Genomic DNA, 15555 nt, shown 5'->3' with positions numbered 1-15555 from the left:
AGCATAGAGAAAATCGCATATGTCAACTTTGATCTACCTCAATGGTCAGAACCATCCAGTTTCGCCGCCGAAGAAGTCGCGCGAACCTGATCCTCTGGCTTTAGCAACATCAAAAGCGCGATACATGTCAGAACCACCCCAACAAAAACAAGCGCGACCGGAGCGCCGTTGCCCAGCGCGATCTCCCACAGGATCACCCAGCTGGGGATCAGGTAGGTGTAAGCCATCACCTTGGCCGAAGGCAGGTGCAGGGTGGAATACTGCACCAATACAAAACTGGCCGCAGTCGCAAAGACGGAAACATACAGCACCACCACCCAGACGATCAAAGGCAGCGCCATCCAATTGGTCGCAAGTATGTCGGACCAGCCATACACCAAAAGCAACACGCTTCCGGCCACCAGCGTCCCAAAGGCAAACACCACCGCCGGTTCCCCACGGTTCAGCTTGCGCACCATGGGCGTATAAATGGCATGGGCCACGCAACCCCAGAAATAGATGATTTCACCACGGTCCAGCTCAAAGGCCAGAAACGCCTGCCAATTGGCCCGGAAAATGACCCAGAGCGCACCAATTGCCCCAACGGTAAGCGCCAAAGCCATCCGGGGCGTCGTGACCTGACGCAGCAAGACCCATCCCGCCACAGCGGACAGTACAGGGGTCAATGTGAACACAGCGGCGGTACTGACGGGTGGTGCAGTTTTCAGCCCATGAAACATCAGCACAAAATAGCTGGCGAACAGCCCGCCCAATACCAGATAACGCCACGGGGCTTGCGCCGCGCTGCGCGGCAGGCCAGTGGTCACTTTCGCTGCGATGCCGATCAGCACCGAAGCGATTAGAAAGCGCAAGACCGTGATGGCTTCGGGCGCGATTAGATTTGCGACAACCGAACCCAGTGAAAAGCTGCCCGCCACCAGCGCCGAAAACGTCAGCATAGCCAGGTGACCACGGGCCTGCTGACTCAAGGCAACCAACCTTTGGCCTGATCCTTTAGGAATGTCAGAAACGCCTGAACTTTGGTCGTACGGTGCAGATCGACATGCGTGACAAGCCACAGGTTCCCGAACCATTCCGGCAGAGGGTCTATGACCTCGATCAGGTTGGGCGCGCGGGTGGCTTCCCACCGGGCCATCGCGCCAATCCCGGCACCAGCCAGCACCGCCTCACGGATGCAAAAGTTGTTGGTGCAGCGAAAGGTGATGTTTTCGGCAGGCACTGTCGCGCGCAGCCAGCGCGCGAACGGGGCACGGCTGCTTTCGTCATCGGCACTGACGAAACTATGATTAACAAAGTCTTCAACCCCTGAGGGCTTCCCATTGCGTTCCACATAGTCCGCACTTGCATACAGGCCGACTTCTTGAGTGATGAAAGGTTGTACCACATTGTCCGGTTGGTCTGGGGCTGAACCCGCCCGGATGGCCACATGCGCCTCGCCATACTCCAGGCGGAATAGACGATCACCGGTCAGATAGCGCACGATCAATCCCGGATGCGCCTTTTGAAACTCGCTGAGCACGGGCACGACCAGAGGGGCCAGCGAGGACAACGAAGTGACCACCAATTCGCCCGAGACATCGTCGCCTCGGCCCTTCATCCGCCCGACCAATTGATTGAACTGATCCTCCGTCGCCTGCGCCACGCGCAGCAGATCTTCCCCGGCTTCGGTTGGCGTATAGCCCCGCGCGTGGCGCTGGAACAGTTTGACCGCCAATCGCGCCTCGATCGCATCTATGTGGCGGATAACGGTGGCATGGTGTACGCCCAGCACCTCGGCCGCGCCGCTGACCGTTCCCATACGTGCGACCTGATAGGCCGTTCTGACTTCATCCCAGTTGTCCATTGAATCTTTTCCAGTGTGCAAATTTTAACACCTGATGTTAACTTATCAGAGTTTTGTTCATGCAAGCAACGCTCATATTGGAGCCAGACGCGAATTCACACCTGTTAGGACACACAACATGACCAAGACAATCCTGCACATCGACGCCTCTGCCCGCCGCGAAGGGTCCGCTTCCCGTGACCTGTCGGACCGTATCGTCAAGCACCTGAAGGCCGGGCGCATCATCCGCCGCGACCTGGCCAGCCCCCTGCCGTTGCTGACCGAAGATTGGATCAACGCCAACTTCACCCCTACTGACCAGCGCGACGCAGTGCAGCGTGACCATCTGGCGCTTTCGGATGAGTTGGTGGAAGAGCTTAAACAAGCCGATACAATCGTCATCGGGCTTCCAATCTACAACTTCTCGGTGCCCGCAGTATTCAAGGCCTGGATCGACCTGGTGGCCCGCGCGGGATTGACGTTTGCCTATTCCGAAAACGGCCCCGAGGGTCTGCTGGAGGGCAAGCGCGCGATCCTTGCTGTCGCCTCGGGCGGCACCACCGTCGGATCCGAGATCGATTTCGCCACCGGATATGCCCGCCACGTTCTGGGTTTCATTGGCATCCGCGAGGTCGAGATCATCGCCGCCGACCAACTGGCGCTGAACCCCGAGGAAACGCTGGCTTCTGCTCAGGCCGCCGTGACCGAACTGGCCGCCTGACCCCAACACCGAAACCGGGCGCCACATGGGCGCCCGCATTTCATCTTTTTTGGAACACTCCCGCCGGAGGCACGCGCCTCATGGCGCATATACTACGGTAGCCAGTTCACCTCGCATTCTATCCGGTCGAAAAACGTCAGAAAATTGGGACGTGCGATCGCAACGGTCCGATCATTCACCAACGGGTGCATATAGATAACATCCGCCTGTTGCGCCGCGCCGTCCATGAAGAACCGCACATTGTTCTCAACCCCATTGATCATCGCCAGCGGGCTAACCGCGCCGGGGCGGATGCCGAGATTCTGCATAAGGCGATCTGCCGAGCCAAAGGACAGGTTGCCCGCGCCCAGTTCGGCACCCAGCGCCTTAAGGTCAAGCTCGCGGCTTTGTTCCAGCGTCACCAGATAGTTTCGCTTTTTCTTGTCACGTAGATACAGGTTCTTGAGCCGCAGCGCATTTTCGCCCGGCACCAAAAACTGATCCTCAACGCCCTTGGCGTCCTCGACCGTACGCAGCGGGATATGAGAGTGCAGCCGGTATGCCAGCCCCCAGTCATCCAACTGCGCCAACAGCACATCGGAACTGATAGGCAAAGTGTCCTGAAAGGCAGATGATGCGTCCATAGGAACCTCCTGTATGGCTCGCTCATCGCGTAACACAGAGGCAAATTCAAGGCACGACAGGTCAGGAATTCGGTGCTAGCGTGCCGCCATGAAAGTAACACGAAATACGCCAAGCCAGCTGATCCTCTCGGACACCCCGTGGTTCATCGGCATTACGCTGGTTTTCTTTATCCTCGCCTTCGTTGGCCCCGGCCTGTTCTTGATGAGCGAAGGCGGCGAAGCGATCCTGTTTGGTCTGATCTTCGCCCTGGGCGGCGGTGGGCTGGGATTTGGCGCATTCTGTGCCTTTGTACGTCGCGTGCAGGTCATATTGGATCGCAGCAAAAACAGCATCGTGATCCGGCGGCAATCAGTTTTCGGCTATGAGGCGGTGGAACATACGCTCTCAAACCTGTCCCATGCAGAAATCGAAAGTACAGTTTCGAGAAGCGATAAGGGGACGACGACCCTCTATCGACCTGTTCTCATACTGAACAAAGGCATGAGCGCAGGGCGGCATCCCATTGTAGAGGCATATTCCAGCGGCAGTGGCGCGCATCGGTTGGTCGATGAGGTCAATGACTGGCTTCCGACCCGCAAGGTTGACTCTGACAGCCAATCGGCCTAAAGCCCCCTCCAACATCCGGAAGCATGTGATCTTCCGGTCCCTTGAGTCGATCAGGGATCGCCCCCCACCAGCGAGTTTCGCCCGTGGGGGCGTTTGTGCATTTAACCGGCACATCCTATCTAGGAGGCGCCACCAGATAACCGGCTAAGGAGGCCGAAGGCATGTTTGAAAATCTATCCGAACGCCTCTCTGGCGTCTTTGACCGGCTGACCAAACAGGGCGCTCTGTCCGAGGAAGACGTCAAGACCGCCCTGCGTGAGGTTCGGGTTGCACTGCTCGAAGCCGACGTCTCGTTGCCGGTCGCGCGTGAGTTCGTCAAGAAAGTGCAGGATCAGGCCACCGGTCAAGCGGTGACCAAGTCGATTACCCCCGGTCAGCAGGTCGTCAAGATCGTGCATGACGCACTGGTCGATGTGCTGCGTGGCGAGGAAGACCCCGGCAAGCTCAAGATCGACAACCCGCCTGCCCCGATCCTGATGGTCGGCCTGCAGGGCTCGGGTAAGACGACCACAACCGGCAAGCTCGCCAAGCGCCTGAAAGAGAAAGAGGGCAAAAAGGTCCTGATGGCCTCGCTGGACGTTTACCGACCAGCGGCGATGGATCAGCTGGCAGTGTTGGGTACTCAGGTCGGCGTCGATACATTGCCAATCGTTCCCGGCCAGAAACCCGTCGATATCGCCAAACGCGCCAAGCAACAGGCGACGCTGGGTGGGTATGACGTCTACATGCTCGACACTGCCGGTCGTCTGCACATTGACGAAGTGCTGATGGATGAGGTTGAGCAGGTCCGCAATGCGGTCGATCCGCGAGAGACACTGCTGGTGGTCGACGGCCTGACAGGTCAGGTCGCCGTTGAAGTGGCCGAGGAATTCGACGCCAAGGTTGGCATCTCGGGCGTGGTCCTGACCCGGATGGACGGTGACGGGCGCGGTGGTGCGGCGCTGTCTATGCGCGCAGTCACGGGTAAGCCGATCCGCTTCGTGGGTCTGGGTGAGAAGATGGATGCGCTCGAAACCTTCGAGCCGGACCGGATCGCAGGTCGTATCCTGGGCATGGGTGACATCGTTGCTCTGGTCGAAAAAGCCCAGGAAACGATGGAGATCGAACAGACCGAGCGCATGATGAAGCGCATGATCAAAGGTCAGTTCAATATGAACGACCTGAAAATGCAGCTGGAACAGATGATCCAGATGGGCGGCATGCAGGGCATGATGGGCATGATGCCGGGCATGGGCAAGATGGCCAAACAGGTCGAAGAGGCCGGCATGGACGACAAGGTGCTCAAGCGCCAGATCGCCATGATTCAGTCGATGACAAAGCGCGAACGCGCCAATCCGCAGCTGTTGCAAGCGAGCCGCAAAAAACGGATCGCTGCCGGTTCGGGGATGGAGGTCAGCGACCTCAACAAGCTGCTCAAGATGCACCGGCAAATGTCGGACATGATGAAGAAGATGGGCAAGATGGGCAAAGGCAAGATGCTGAAACAGGCCATGAAAGGCATGTTCGGCAAAGGCGGCCCATCACCTGAGGAAATGGCCGCAGGCATGGATCCCAAGGCGCTGGAACAGGCAGCCAAAGCGATGGGCGGCAAGATGCCTGGCGGCATGCCCGGCATGGGCGGCGGCATGGCCCTGCCCCCTGGCCTCAGCGGGTTCGGGAAAAAGAAATAGATGAACGCCCTTGCGCATCATATCCCCCGGCTTGAGACCGAGCGTCTGATCCTGCGCGCGCCATCCGAGGCTGATTTGGAGGCAGAAGCAGAGTTCTACGCCAGTGACGCGTCAGAATTTGTCGGCGGTCGCAAACGCCAGGACGAAACCTGGCGCATGATCGCAATGCTTTTGGGACATTGGGCGCTCCGCGGGTATGGCTTCTGGGGGATCGAAGAAAAAGGCACCGGCACCTATGTCGGCCGCGCTGGCCTTTGGTTCCCAGAAGGCTGGCCCGAACCCGAAGTCGGTTGGACCTTGATGAACCACGCAACCGGCAAAGGCTACGCGACCGAGGCCGCTCTGGCCGCGCGCGCACATGCCTATGACATACTGGGCTGGGACACGGCAATTTCCCTTATTGCCCCGGACAATCATGCCAGCAAGGCTGTCGCCAAACGACTGGGTGCAAAGTTCGACTACACTTACGAACACCCCCAATTCGGCTCCAGCGAAGTCTGGCGTCACCCTGCCCCCGCCGATCTGGTGGATGGCGGGATGGAGGCCTACGCATGAGCATCATCGCCTTGATTTCCGAAAGGACCGGCCAATGACCAACCCCGTGACACAGGCTGCCACGCTGTTGAAAGAGCACCGCGAAAGCATCGACCGGTTGGATGCGATCCTTGTCTATACGCTGGGCGAGCGATTCAAGCACACGCAGGCCGTTGGCAAGCTCAAGGCCGAACACGACCTTCCCCCGTCCGATCCCTCGCGCGAGGCAGCGCAGATCGCACGGTTAGAAGACCTGGCGAAAGAGGCCGATCTGGACCCCGATTTCGCCAAGGCTTTTCTGAATTTCATCATTCAGGAAGTCATCCGACACCACAAGAAACACCAGAATTAGCCGGAAACGATCCCGGTCTCTACAAAGACACGCCTCTGGCGTGATGCCATCCAAAGGAGATACCACCATGGCAATGAAAATTCGTCTCGCCCGCGGCGGCTCGAAAAAACGTCCCTTCTACCGCATCGTGGCTGCTGACAGCCGCATGCCGCGCGACGGTCGTTTCATCGAAAAGCTGGGCACCTACAACCCGCTGCTGCCGAAAGACAGCGAAGAGCGCGTAAAAATGAACATGGAGCGCGTTCAGTACTGGCTGGATCAGGGCGCACAGCCCACCGACCGTATCGCACGTATGCTGGAAGCAGCCGGCACCCGTGAAAAGGCCGAGCGTAACAACCCCAACAAGGGTACTCCGGGCAAGAAAGCTCAGGAACGCGCTGAAGAAAAAGCCGCAAAGGCTGCTGAGGCGGCCGAAGCCGCTGCTGCACCGGCTGAAGAAGCTGCGGCAGAAGAATAAGCAGGCGGGCGCGTGCGGGATCAGACTTTTTCCGACGATTTTCGCACGCAGTTCGATCTGTTGATGCGGCTCCGGCGCGATGTGCGCCGGTTTCGCACCGACGCAATAGACGAGGCAGTGCTGACGCGCTGCCTCGACGCATTTCGGCTCGCCCCTTCGGTGGGGCTGAGTGAACCCTGGCGCGTCATACGCGTCGAAAGCGAGGCCGCACGCGCTGCGGCACTTGAGAATTTCCAAACCGCCAACGCACAGGCGCTGGAAGGGTATTCCGGCGAAAAAGCGCAGCTATACAGCCAGCTAAAACTGTCGGGGATGCAAGAGGCACCCGTGCAACTCGCCGTGTTCTGTGATGATGCCACTGACAAGGGGCAAGGTTTGGGTGCCGGAACAATGCCCGAAATGCGGCGCTATTCCGTGGTGTCGGCCATCACCCTGTTCTGGCTGGCCTTGCGGGCCGAAGGGCTGGGTTTGGGCTGGGTGTCCATTTTTGACCCTGATCAAATGGTGCGCGATTTGAACGTGCCGGACAATTGGCGTCTGATCGGCTATTTTTGCGTCGGCTGGCCCGAAGTCCTGTCGGACACGCCGGAACTGGAACAGGTTGGCTGGGAATGCCGCGACGACAGCCTGGCTATCGAGGTACGATAGGCGGATGTTCGGGCTGTTACGACTTCCCATCCTGCTGATGATCGCTTTTATTGTTGGTGTGTTCTTCGAACGCTCGAACCAGCGTGAGGCCTGCACCGCACGCGGGCAATGGCAGGACGGGGTATGTATGACAACGGAAGGTCAAAATGAGTGATCTGATCTGCGTAGGCAGCATTGCAGGCTCGTACGGTGTACGGGGCGAGGTGCGGCTGAAAAGCTTCTGTGCCGTGCCCGAAGACATCGAGAGCTATTCCCCCCTGACCGACGAACAGGGCAAGGAACGCTATCCGCTGGTTCTGACGCGCCCGATCAAGAACGGATTTGCCGCACGGCTGGGCGGGATCGAGACCAAGGAACAGGCGGATGCCATCAACGGCCTGCGCCTGTTTGCGCGACGCGATCAACTTCCATCGCTGCCGGACGATGAATTCTACCACACCGACCTGATCGGGCTTGAGGTCTACGACACCGGCGGCACCCTGCTGGGCCGGGTCAAATCCGTGCAGAACCACGGCGCCACCGACCTTTTGGAGCTGCATGGTCCTGGGCTTAAGACAACCGTTTTGTTGCCCTTTACCCTAGAGGCCGTGCCGACGATCGATCTGGACAAAGGCCGTATCATCGCCGACCCGCCCGAGGGCCTGATCTGATGCGACGCGTCCTGCTGCATCTGGGCCTGCACAAGACGGGCACCACTGCGGCGCAGTCCTTCCTCTACGAAAACCGCGATTTGATCTGGCCGCATTTCGCACTGGTTCTGCCCTATCGCACCCGCAACTCCGGCCTGTCACGCGCCGCGACCAATCACTCGGTATATGGCACGGTTGGTACCCTCTCTGAATTTGGCACTCAGATGCGTGCCTTTCTGGATACGCTCGATTTCGGTGACAAACGCGGGCTGATTGTCAGCGAAGAGAACTTCGCCGGCCTGCGCCCCAGCCGCAATATTGAACAGGGATATGCAGCCGCGCCGGAACTTGCAGCCTGTCTGGTCGAGGCGATCCGACACCGGTTTTCCGGCCAACAGGTCGATATCACTGTATACCTGTCCCTACGTCAGCGTGGCGGCTGGCTGCGCAGCCTGTGGGCGCATGATCTGGAACGCATGCGTCAGGTGCAGGATTTCGACACTTTCCAGTCGAACATGGGTCACCTCCCCGCGCTTGAGGAAACTGTGGACCAGATCCGCGACAAACTCCCCTCGGTCACAGTGACGTCGGAATGGCTGGAAGAATTGCAGTTGCGCCGCTTTGGCCCCGGCACGCCTTTTGCCGAATACCTGGGGCTGCCGCGCGACAAGGCCAAGCTTTTGGTGCCACCCACGAAAACCAACAATCGACTGCCCGAGGACGTTCTGGCCGAACTGCTGGACCTGAACCGCTCGCGACTGGACGAAGCCGCGCTGATGGCGCAAAAGCAGGCCCTCATTGAACACGCGAAAGAAACGTTGATCGGCACGACATGACTGATAAACCGAGTAAATCCTACGGTCGCAAGGCGATCCGCCCAACGCTAAAGCCGCGTGAATTGCTGACCCCAACGCCCGACCTGCATGGGGTGTGGAAGGCCAAGATCATCACCCTGTTCCCTTCGGCCTTTCCCGGAGTTTTGGGCGAAAGCCTGACCGGCAAAGCGTTGCAAGAGGGGTTGTGGCAGCTGGAAACCGTCGATCTGCGTCAGTTCGGTGTTGGAAAGCACCGTAATGTGGATGACACACCTGCAGGTGGTGGCGCGGGCATGGTACTGCGTGCTGATGTGCTAGGCGAAGCAATCGAACACACGATGGCGGGCATTCAAGGCAACTGGCCGTTGATCTACCTCAGCCCACGCGGTCGCCGCATGGACCAGCAGATGATGCAGAACCTCGCCCGGTGCGACGGCATGACCTTGCTGTGTGGCCGGTTCGAAGGGGTGGACGAGCGGGTGCTTGAACACTATGGCGTTCAGGAGGTCAGCTTGGGCGATTTCGTAATGACCGGCGGCGAGATTGCGGCGCAGGCACTGATCGACGCGACGGTAAGGTTGATCCCCGGGGTGCTTGGTAATCAGGCTTCTGCCGAAGAGGAAAGCTTTTCCTCGGGCCTGTTGGAACACCCTCAATACACCCGCCCCGCCGAATGGAAAGGCCACCCAATCCCGGACGTCCTGATGTCGGGTCACCATGGCCGTATTGCCGATTGGCGCCACGAGATGTCAGAACAGATCACCCGCGAACGGCGGCCCGATCTGTGGGAGCGCTTTCTGAAGAAACCGGATTAACCCCCGGCTTTCCAGCGCGACCAGATATCCGGCGGGCCATTGAACGTGTTGATGTCCACCTTGTCCTGCACACCTGGCACCAGACCGGTTCCGGTATATTGCCAGAACCTCCAGATCGCGCCGGGGTAGACATTGCGCGGGTGACCGGCCACCGAACGCAACCAGAATTCGGTTTTGGCCAGGCGGTTAATTTCGGTATCACCGTAGAAATCCACAGTGGTATATACAATCGGGCGACGGCCGTAGTGACGCTCGAGGATGTCGAGGAACCGCTTCGCCTCGGCCCGGACGGTGCGGCCATCCGGGCGCAGGGTGCAGGTTTTTGAATGGGGCGTCCATTCCATGTCCAGCACATGTGGCAGATCGGCCCCTTTTGGTACGTTCTCAATGAACCACCGGGCCTGTTCATGCGCGGGCCGACAGAAATAGTAATAGTGATACGCCCCCCACGGCACCCCGGCCGCCTGAGCGCCGCGCCGATGATCATCGAACATCGGATCGGCCACATCACCGCCCTCGGTCGCTTTGATGAACACAAAACTTACACCTGACGCCTTAGCCCTGTGCCAGTCAATCGGCCCCTGCCAGCGGGAAACATCCAGTCCGTGCACGGGGTAATGGCCGGGATGGCGACCGTCCCAGTCATGCGGGTCGGCATCGCCGAAAGCCGGGAAAATCACCGACGGGGACGTGGTATCCAAAAAGGCTTTCGCCTCGACCTGTTGAGGCGGAGGGCTGCTGCGACCGCAGGACAGGGTCGCAAAGGCCATAGCGGCCAGCATCAACGCAGTGCGCATGATATGTTCCTGTTTTAAATTTCTGCTCGTATAATTGAGACCAGAATGCCCGATCAGCCTCACAAGGCAACGGCGTATTTCGCGGACGGCGAAAACCCACCGCCTGAGCTTGAAAATACGGCGATTTTGTCTTGATCCCTGCCCGCAAAACCCGTAAAGCACCGCAATCCGGTGCCGCGTCCGCGCGACTCCGGTGTTTTGGTTTGCATCATGGCGCAACGCAAGGCTTTCTTCAGCCACGGCGTGTCAGGGCGGACCGGACCAAAGAAACATTCGATCTGAACTCTGGCGGGCTGCACGCAGGACCCGGTGAAGACCAAGAGCTCTCGGACCGTGCCCAAACTTCGTGGACCAACCACGAGCAGATAGGAGTAACTGCGATGGACCTGATCGCACAGCTTGAGGCGGAACAGATTGCCGCCCTGGGGAAAGACATCCCCGATTTCAAAGCCGGTGACACCATCCGTGTCGGCTTTAAAGTGACCGAAGGCTCGCGCACCCGTGTGCAGAACTATGAAGGCGTCTGCATCTCGCGCAAAAACGGCAGCGGCATTGCCGGCTCGTTCACCGTTCGTAAGATTTCGTTTGGCGAAGGCGTGGAGCGTGTGTTCCCGCTGCACTCGACCAACATCGACAGCATCACCGTTGTCCGCCGTGGCCGCGTTCGTCGCGCCAAACTGTACTACCTGCGCTCGCGTCGTGGTAAGTCCGCACGTATCGCAGAAGTCACCAACTACAAGCCCAAGGCTGGCGCCGAGGCGTAAGGAGCGGAAAGATGAAAAAAGACATCCATCCCGATTATCACCTCATCGACGTCAAAATGACCGATGGCACCGTGGTTCAGATGAAATCCACCTGGGGCAGCGAAGGCGACACCCTGGCTTTGGAAATCGACCCCTCCGTGCACCCCGCTTGGACCGGTGGTTCGTCGCGCCTGATGGACGCTGGCGGCCGCGTGTCGAAGTTCAAAAAGAAATACGAAGGTCTGGGCTTCTAATCCCAACCCGTTTCGAATGCGAAAGGCCGTCCCTCGGGGGCGGCCTTTTTTCGTTAGAGTGCCTCACAAGTTGCAGGCGCAGACCATGATCGGCAGACGGTGGAAATCCGTCCAGATACGCGCCATACCCCACAGTTATTCTATGAGCCATTGGCGTATGCTGCACTGAGCGGTAGGATAAAACCAGACACGATGGAGACCCTGAATATGCCCCAGTACAACGACATGATCGAGCTTTCGGTAGAGGACATGGACCTGATCGAAACGGCGTTGCGCGGCTCGGCCGCTTCGTTGTCGCAGGCAGCGCTGGACGACGACAGCGACAGGGCCGGCCGCGATGAGACTCTGCGGCGCATTCACGATCTTCTCGGCAAATTGCACGATCAGAAGGTATTTTTCCGCCCCAAGAAGGGGGTATATCTTGGCGGCTGAATTGTTTTAGCCCGAGGCGGAAAACATCCCAAAGATCACCGGGGGTCGCGGGTCAGTTCTGCCGCGCTGTGCACCGGCGGGACCGGGCCGCGTAACAATACCAACGCCAACGCCATTCCGACCAGCGCCGCAATCGCCGCGGACATAATGGCGCTGTCAAAGGCGTTGTCCTGTAAATCCCGGAGCGCTTTGGCCAATGTGGTTCCGGCCGACGGGTCCATTTCAGCGATCAGTTGACGAATTTGGCTGGGCGTTCCGTGGGTCAGCGCATGCGCCAGATCAGAGCGCAGGGTGGAGCCTGCGGGCAGTGCGTCTATAACCTCGGACAGGCCCTTACGGATGGTGATGGATTCGGCCAGCCCACCGACTACGGCCCCCAGAGTGGCACCAAAATAGAGGCAGGCGTTTATCACACCGGACCCCTGCCCCACATGTTCCTCGGGCAGAAGACGCAGGCCCAAGCGCGGCAGCAGAGAAAAACAGATACCCATGCCGATCCCTACGATCACAAGCTTCCACCAGAACTCGGTATATTGCGTGGTGCTCGATGTCGTCATCAACAGCAGGAATCCGCATGCCATCGCACCTAGACCAATGGCGATAGGCCACTGGAAACTGTAGGGGGCAAGAAACCGGGGCGCTGTGACCGAGATGACAAACATGCTGAGGCTAAGAGGCATGATCGCCAAACCCGCGCCGACAGAGGTATACCCGAATGCGTCCGGCGACTGAACGAAGATGTTGAAATAGACAAAGAAGCAGAACAGCGTGAAACCGGTAAAGAACATGCCCGCCGCCGCCATGAAATAGCGGGGATGGCGAAAGTACCGAAGCTCGATCAACGGGTCATCGCTGTGGCGTGAAACAATGACCAAAGCAATTGTCGCGACGGCAGCCACCGCCAGCGGCACCAGCGTCAGTGGAGTGGCCCATCCACCGCTTTCACCATTGCTAAGCGCGAAGGACAGAGGACCTAGAAACAAAAGGATGGCGACAGCCCCGGGATAGTCGAACTTCGCTCCGGCCAGTCGGGTGTCAGGTATGTAATTCCGTTTACTGACATACAAACCGATGGCAAAGGCCACCGCCAGCAACAAAAGGTCGGTCGCAAAAACCGCGCGCCAGCTAATGTAGTGGCCAAAAGCTCCGCCCACGATCGGGCCGACCCCGATGGCCAGCCCCACCACAGCGCCCCATGCACCGGTGACACTTGCCCGTTGTTCCTCCGGCGTGGCAGCCGTCAACAGGGACAAAGAGGTCCCGAACAGTGCCGCCGCCCCTGCCCCCTGCGCACCGCGGCCGACCAGCAGCATTGTTCCATCCTGCGCGAACAGGACTGTAGCGGACCCAATGGCAAACACAACCATGCCAAAGAAGAACACGCCCATCTTGCCGGTGATATCACCCAGACGGCTGACGATCGTCACCAACGTAGCGCTGGCCACGGAATAGGTCGCCATCACCCATTGCAACCCCGAAGGCGTCAAATCAAATTCAGCTTTCAGGTTGGGTAAAACTGTTGTCACGGCGGTGGTGTTGAAGCCGACGACCATCATACAGATCGCTGTCATTGCCAGCACCACGCGGGCGCGCGCCTCAGGACTCACTTCTGCGGCCGTTTTATTGCTCATCGACTCATCCTGCTCTTATGGCTCTTTAATGCAATTAATCAGAAGTTTAGCGAAATTTACCTCTGCGCATAGGGTGCGCGTCAAATCCAATAAGACAGAGCAACCGGCAGAACGATGATCGTCGCCAACGTCGATACCAGGATGAACCCGGCAACGTCTGACCCATATTCAGGCACGTGCTGATCAATGAACAGGTAAGTCGCCACTGAGGACGGCATTAAACAACACAGGATAACCGCACCGCGCTCGGCCCCGGTGAAGCCAAACGCCCAGACCAGCGCGCTGGCAATCACAACCGCCATCACCAGATGCAGAGCTGTCAGCATGACCGCCCGATTTATGCTCTGGACCCGCAAACCTGCCAGCGTGTGCCCCAGTGTCAGCAGCATCAACGGGATCGAGAGGCCCCCCAAAATATCGAAGGATTTGGCCACAGGCTGTGGCAGGCTGTATCCCGTAGCCATCAAAATCAGCGATATGATAACCGCATATATAATCGGAGACGTCACAAGTTTTCGCGGCGAATACTCTCCGGCGGGGATCCACATACCAACCGTGAAGATGCTGATCAGAACAACAACGACAAACCCCATGGTGTAGGCCATACCCGAATTGCCCAGCGCCAGCAGAGTAATCGGCAACCCGATATTGCCGACATTCCCATGCATCATCGGCGTCAGAAAAGCGCGCACCGGCAGGCGCATGACCGTGAGTGCGATGAACCCCAGCGCTCCAAAGCCAGCAATCGCCAGCGCCGCAGCGGCCATCACATCCAGAAACGCGCCAACTTCGATTTTAGTGGTGGAAAGGTGCGAGATAATCAAGGTCGGGTAGCCGACCTGTGACACCAACCCTCCGATAACCTTGTTGTCGAACGGCGCTTTGATCACCGCAAGCACATAACCGATTCCAGCGCAAATCAGCACCGGCAGAACCACGTTCAGAACAGTCAGAAACAGATGGTCCAACCGCCACCTCAGATACAAAAACCTGAGCCGGACAGTGAAACAGGGCATCACTTTTGGCAAGTGTGCGGTCTAAACCGCCCGCAGGGTTGAGTTTTCCAAAATAGAGCCTGATATTGCCCTGCGATGGCGCTTGGGGTTCTTCCCTTCCCGGCCTCCACAACATATAGTGGTAGGCAACAACGTGTGGTTAAGCACGGCGGGACATGGGAATACAGGCATGGCACATATTATCGTAGTGGGGAACGAGAAGGGCGGCGCGGGCAAATCGACCGTGTCCATGCATGTGGCCACCGCACTGGCTCGACTGGGGCACAAGGTCAGCACGCTGGACTTGGACCTTCGGCAGCGCAGCCTCGGGCGTTACTTCGAAAACCGCGGCAATTTCATGAACGGCACAGAAGCCAGATTGCCTAGTCCACGCCACCATGACCTGCCCGAGATTGATGCCACCCAGCTGAAGCCCGGAGAGAACATCTATGATCACCGCCTGTCCGCTGCGGTGGCCGAACTGGAAAGCGACAGTGACTTCATCCTGATCGACTGCCCCGGTTCGCACACCCGCCTCAGCCAGGTTGCGCATTCGCTGGCCGACACGCTGATCACCCCGCTGAACGACAGTTTCATCGACTTTGACCTGCTGGCGCGAATTGATTCAAAGGGTGAGAAAATCCTAGGGCCGTCCGTCTATTCCGAAATGGTGTGGAACGCCCGCCAATTGAGGGCGCAGGCTGGGCTAAAGCCCATCGACTGGGTGGTAGTACGCAACCGGGTCGGTACGCAGCGCATGGTCAACAAGGAAAAGATGCAGCGCGCGATTGAGATGCTGTCGCAACGCATCGGCTTCCGCGTCGCGTCGGGTTTCTCCGAGCGTGTGATCTTCCGCGAACTGTTCCCTCGCGGCCTAACCTTACTGGATCTTAAGGATATCGGGGTAAAACAGCTGAACATCTCGAACATCGCGGCGCGCCAGGAATTACGCGACATGATGAAAGAGTTGAACCTGCCCGGTGTCGAGATCGACTTCTGATCCACAGATA

At 58.6% G+C, this 15555-nt stretch carries 20 protein-coding genes; 14 read left to right on the top strand and 6 right to left on the bottom strand.

What is annotated here, in order from left to right; translation table 11 throughout:
* Nucleotides 1–38: 38 nt before the first annotated feature.
* Together ACR0IY_RS15835 and ACR0IY_RS15830 are read right to left on the bottom strand one after the other, a co-directional pair.
* On the bottom strand, nt 39–968 hold the full coding sequence (locus tag ACR0IY_RS15835; RefSeq protein ID WP_480674925.1) for a DMT family transporter: 930 nt from the start codon (nt 966–968) through the stop codon (nt 39–41).
* A complete protein-coding gene (locus ACR0IY_RS15830; protein WP_480674923.1) occupies nt 965–1843 on the bottom strand; it encodes a LysR family transcriptional regulator in 879 nt (292 codons plus the stop codon). The genes ACR0IY_RS15835 and ACR0IY_RS15830 overlap by 4 nt, the downstream gene beginning before the upstream one ends.
* A gap of 118 nt (nt 1844–1961) precedes the next feature.
* Between ACR0IY_RS15830 and ACR0IY_RS15825 the strand changes: the two genes are divergently transcribed.
* Nucleotides 1962–2543, top strand: coding sequence for an FMN-dependent NADH-azoreductase (locus ACR0IY_RS15825; RefSeq protein WP_480674921.1), 582 nt, complete (start codon nt 1962–1964; stop codon nt 2541–2543).
* A 92-nt stretch (nt 2544–2635) separates the two neighbouring features.
* Here the strand turns inward: ACR0IY_RS15825 and ACR0IY_RS15820 are convergent, their stop codons facing one another.
* Nucleotides 2636–3166, bottom strand: coding sequence for a prolyl-tRNA synthetase associated domain-containing protein (locus ACR0IY_RS15820; protein ID WP_480674919.1), 531 nt, complete (start codon nt 3164–3166; stop codon nt 2636–2638).
* Nucleotides 3167–3254: 88 nt separating this feature from the next.
* On the opposite strand from ACR0IY_RS15820, the gene ACR0IY_RS15815 reads away from it, so the two are divergent.
* The 9 genes from ACR0IY_RS15815 to trmD all read left to right on the top strand — a co-directional run bounded on the left by ACR0IY_RS15815 (nt 3255) and on the right by trmD (nt 9693).
* A complete protein-coding gene (locus tag ACR0IY_RS15815; protein ID WP_480674917.1) occupies nt 3255–3773 on the top strand; it encodes a hypothetical protein in 519 nt (172 codons plus the stop codon).
* A 161-nt stretch (nt 3774–3934) separates the two neighbouring features.
* Nucleotides 3935–5443: a signal recognition particle protein gene (gene ffh / locus ACR0IY_RS15810; RefSeq protein ID WP_480674915.1), complete on the top strand. Its 1509-nt coding sequence runs from the start codon at nt 3935–3937 to the stop codon at nt 5441–5443.
* Nucleotides 5444–5998 (top strand): GNAT family N-acetyltransferase, encoded by a 555-nt coding sequence (locus ACR0IY_RS15805; RefSeq protein ID WP_480674913.1) that lies wholly within the window; start codon nt 5444–5446, stop codon nt 5996–5998.
* Between the two features lie 34 nt (nt 5999–6032).
* The gene (locus ACR0IY_RS15800; RefSeq protein ID WP_050605269.1) at nt 6033–6329 is read left to right on the top strand and encodes a chorismate mutase; all 297 of its coding nucleotides are present in this window, start codon (nt 6033–6035) and stop codon (nt 6327–6329) included.
* Between the two features lie 67 nt (nt 6330–6396).
* Nucleotides 6397–6786 carry a 30S ribosomal protein S16 gene (gene rpsP / locus ACR0IY_RS15795; RefSeq protein ID WP_170428928.1) on the top strand — a complete coding sequence of 130 codons (390 nt, stop codon included), beginning with the start codon at nt 6397–6399 and terminating at the stop codon, nt 6784–6786.
* 12 nt (nt 6787–6798) lie between these two features.
* The gene (gene bluB / locus ACR0IY_RS15790) at nt 6799–7434 is read left to right on the top strand and encodes a 5,6-dimethylbenzimidazole synthase (protein WP_480674910.1); all 636 of its coding nucleotides are present in this window, start codon (nt 6799–6801) and stop codon (nt 7432–7434) included.
* Nucleotides 7435–7580: 146 nt separating this feature from the next.
* A complete protein-coding gene (gene rimM, locus ACR0IY_RS15785) occupies nt 7581–8084 on the top strand; it encodes a ribosome maturation factor RimM (RefSeq protein WP_480674908.1) in 504 nt (167 codons plus the stop codon).
* Nucleotides 8084–8899, top strand: coding sequence for a molecular chaperone TorD family protein (locus ACR0IY_RS15780; protein ID WP_480674906.1), 816 nt, complete (start codon nt 8084–8086; stop codon nt 8897–8899). Before rimM ends, ACR0IY_RS15780 begins: the two co-directional genes overlap by 1 nt.
* Entirely contained in the window at nt 8896–9693 is a 798-nt protein-coding gene (gene trmD / locus ACR0IY_RS15775; protein ID WP_480674904.1) for a tRNA (guanosine(37)-N1)-methyltransferase TrmD, read from the top strand. Before ACR0IY_RS15780 ends, trmD begins: the two co-directional genes overlap by 4 nt.
* Here the strand turns inward: trmD and ACR0IY_RS15770 are convergent.
* Entirely contained in the window at nt 9690–10490 is an 801-nt protein-coding gene (locus ACR0IY_RS15770; RefSeq protein ID WP_480674902.1) for a glycoside hydrolase family 25 protein, read from the bottom strand. The two genes, trmD and ACR0IY_RS15770, sit on opposite strands and share 4 nt — an antisense overlap.
* Before the next feature lie 380 nt (nt 10491–10870).
* On the opposite strand from ACR0IY_RS15770, the gene rplS reads away from it, so the two are divergent.
* The 3 genes from rplS to ACR0IY_RS15755 all read left to right on the top strand — a co-directional run bounded on the left by rplS (nt 10871) and on the right by ACR0IY_RS15755 (nt 11919).
* On the top strand, nt 10871–11254 hold the full coding sequence (gene rplS, locus ACR0IY_RS15765; protein WP_480674900.1) for a 50S ribosomal protein L19: 384 nt from the start codon (nt 10871–10873) through the stop codon (nt 11252–11254).
* 11 nt (nt 11255–11265) lie between these two features.
* The gene (gene rpmE / locus ACR0IY_RS15760) at nt 11266–11487 is read left to right on the top strand and encodes a 50S ribosomal protein L31 (protein WP_480674898.1); all 222 of its coding nucleotides are present in this window, start codon (nt 11266–11268) and stop codon (nt 11485–11487) included.
* Nucleotides 11488–11694: 207 nt separating this feature from the next.
* Nucleotides 11695–11919, top strand: a complete 225-nt coding sequence (locus ACR0IY_RS15755; protein ID WP_480674896.1) for a hypothetical protein — start codon at nt 11695–11697, stop codon at nt 11917–11919.
* A gap of 35 nt (nt 11920–11954) precedes the next feature.
* Here the strand turns inward: ACR0IY_RS15755 and ACR0IY_RS15750 are convergent, their stop codons facing one another.
* Together ACR0IY_RS15750 and ACR0IY_RS15745 are read right to left on the bottom strand one after the other, a co-directional pair.
* Entirely contained in the window at nt 11955–13550 is a 1596-nt protein-coding gene (locus ACR0IY_RS15750) for an MFS transporter (protein WP_480674894.1), read from the bottom strand.
* A gap of 80 nt (nt 13551–13630) precedes the next feature.
* On the bottom strand, nt 13631–14518 hold the full coding sequence (locus ACR0IY_RS15745; RefSeq protein WP_480674892.1) for an AEC family transporter: 888 nt from the start codon (nt 14516–14518) through the stop codon (nt 13631–13633).
* A 217-nt stretch (nt 14519–14735) separates the two neighbouring features.
* Between ACR0IY_RS15745 and ACR0IY_RS15740 the strand changes: the two genes are divergently transcribed.
* A complete protein-coding gene (locus ACR0IY_RS15740) occupies nt 14736–15545 on the top strand; it encodes a division plane positioning ATPase MipZ (RefSeq protein WP_480674890.1) in 810 nt (269 codons plus the stop codon).
* Nucleotides 15546–15555: the final 10 nt, after the last annotated feature.

This window comes from Ruegeria sp. BC1 (genome assembly GCF_056539305.1).
This window is presented reverse-complemented; position numbering and strand designations above follow the sequence as displayed.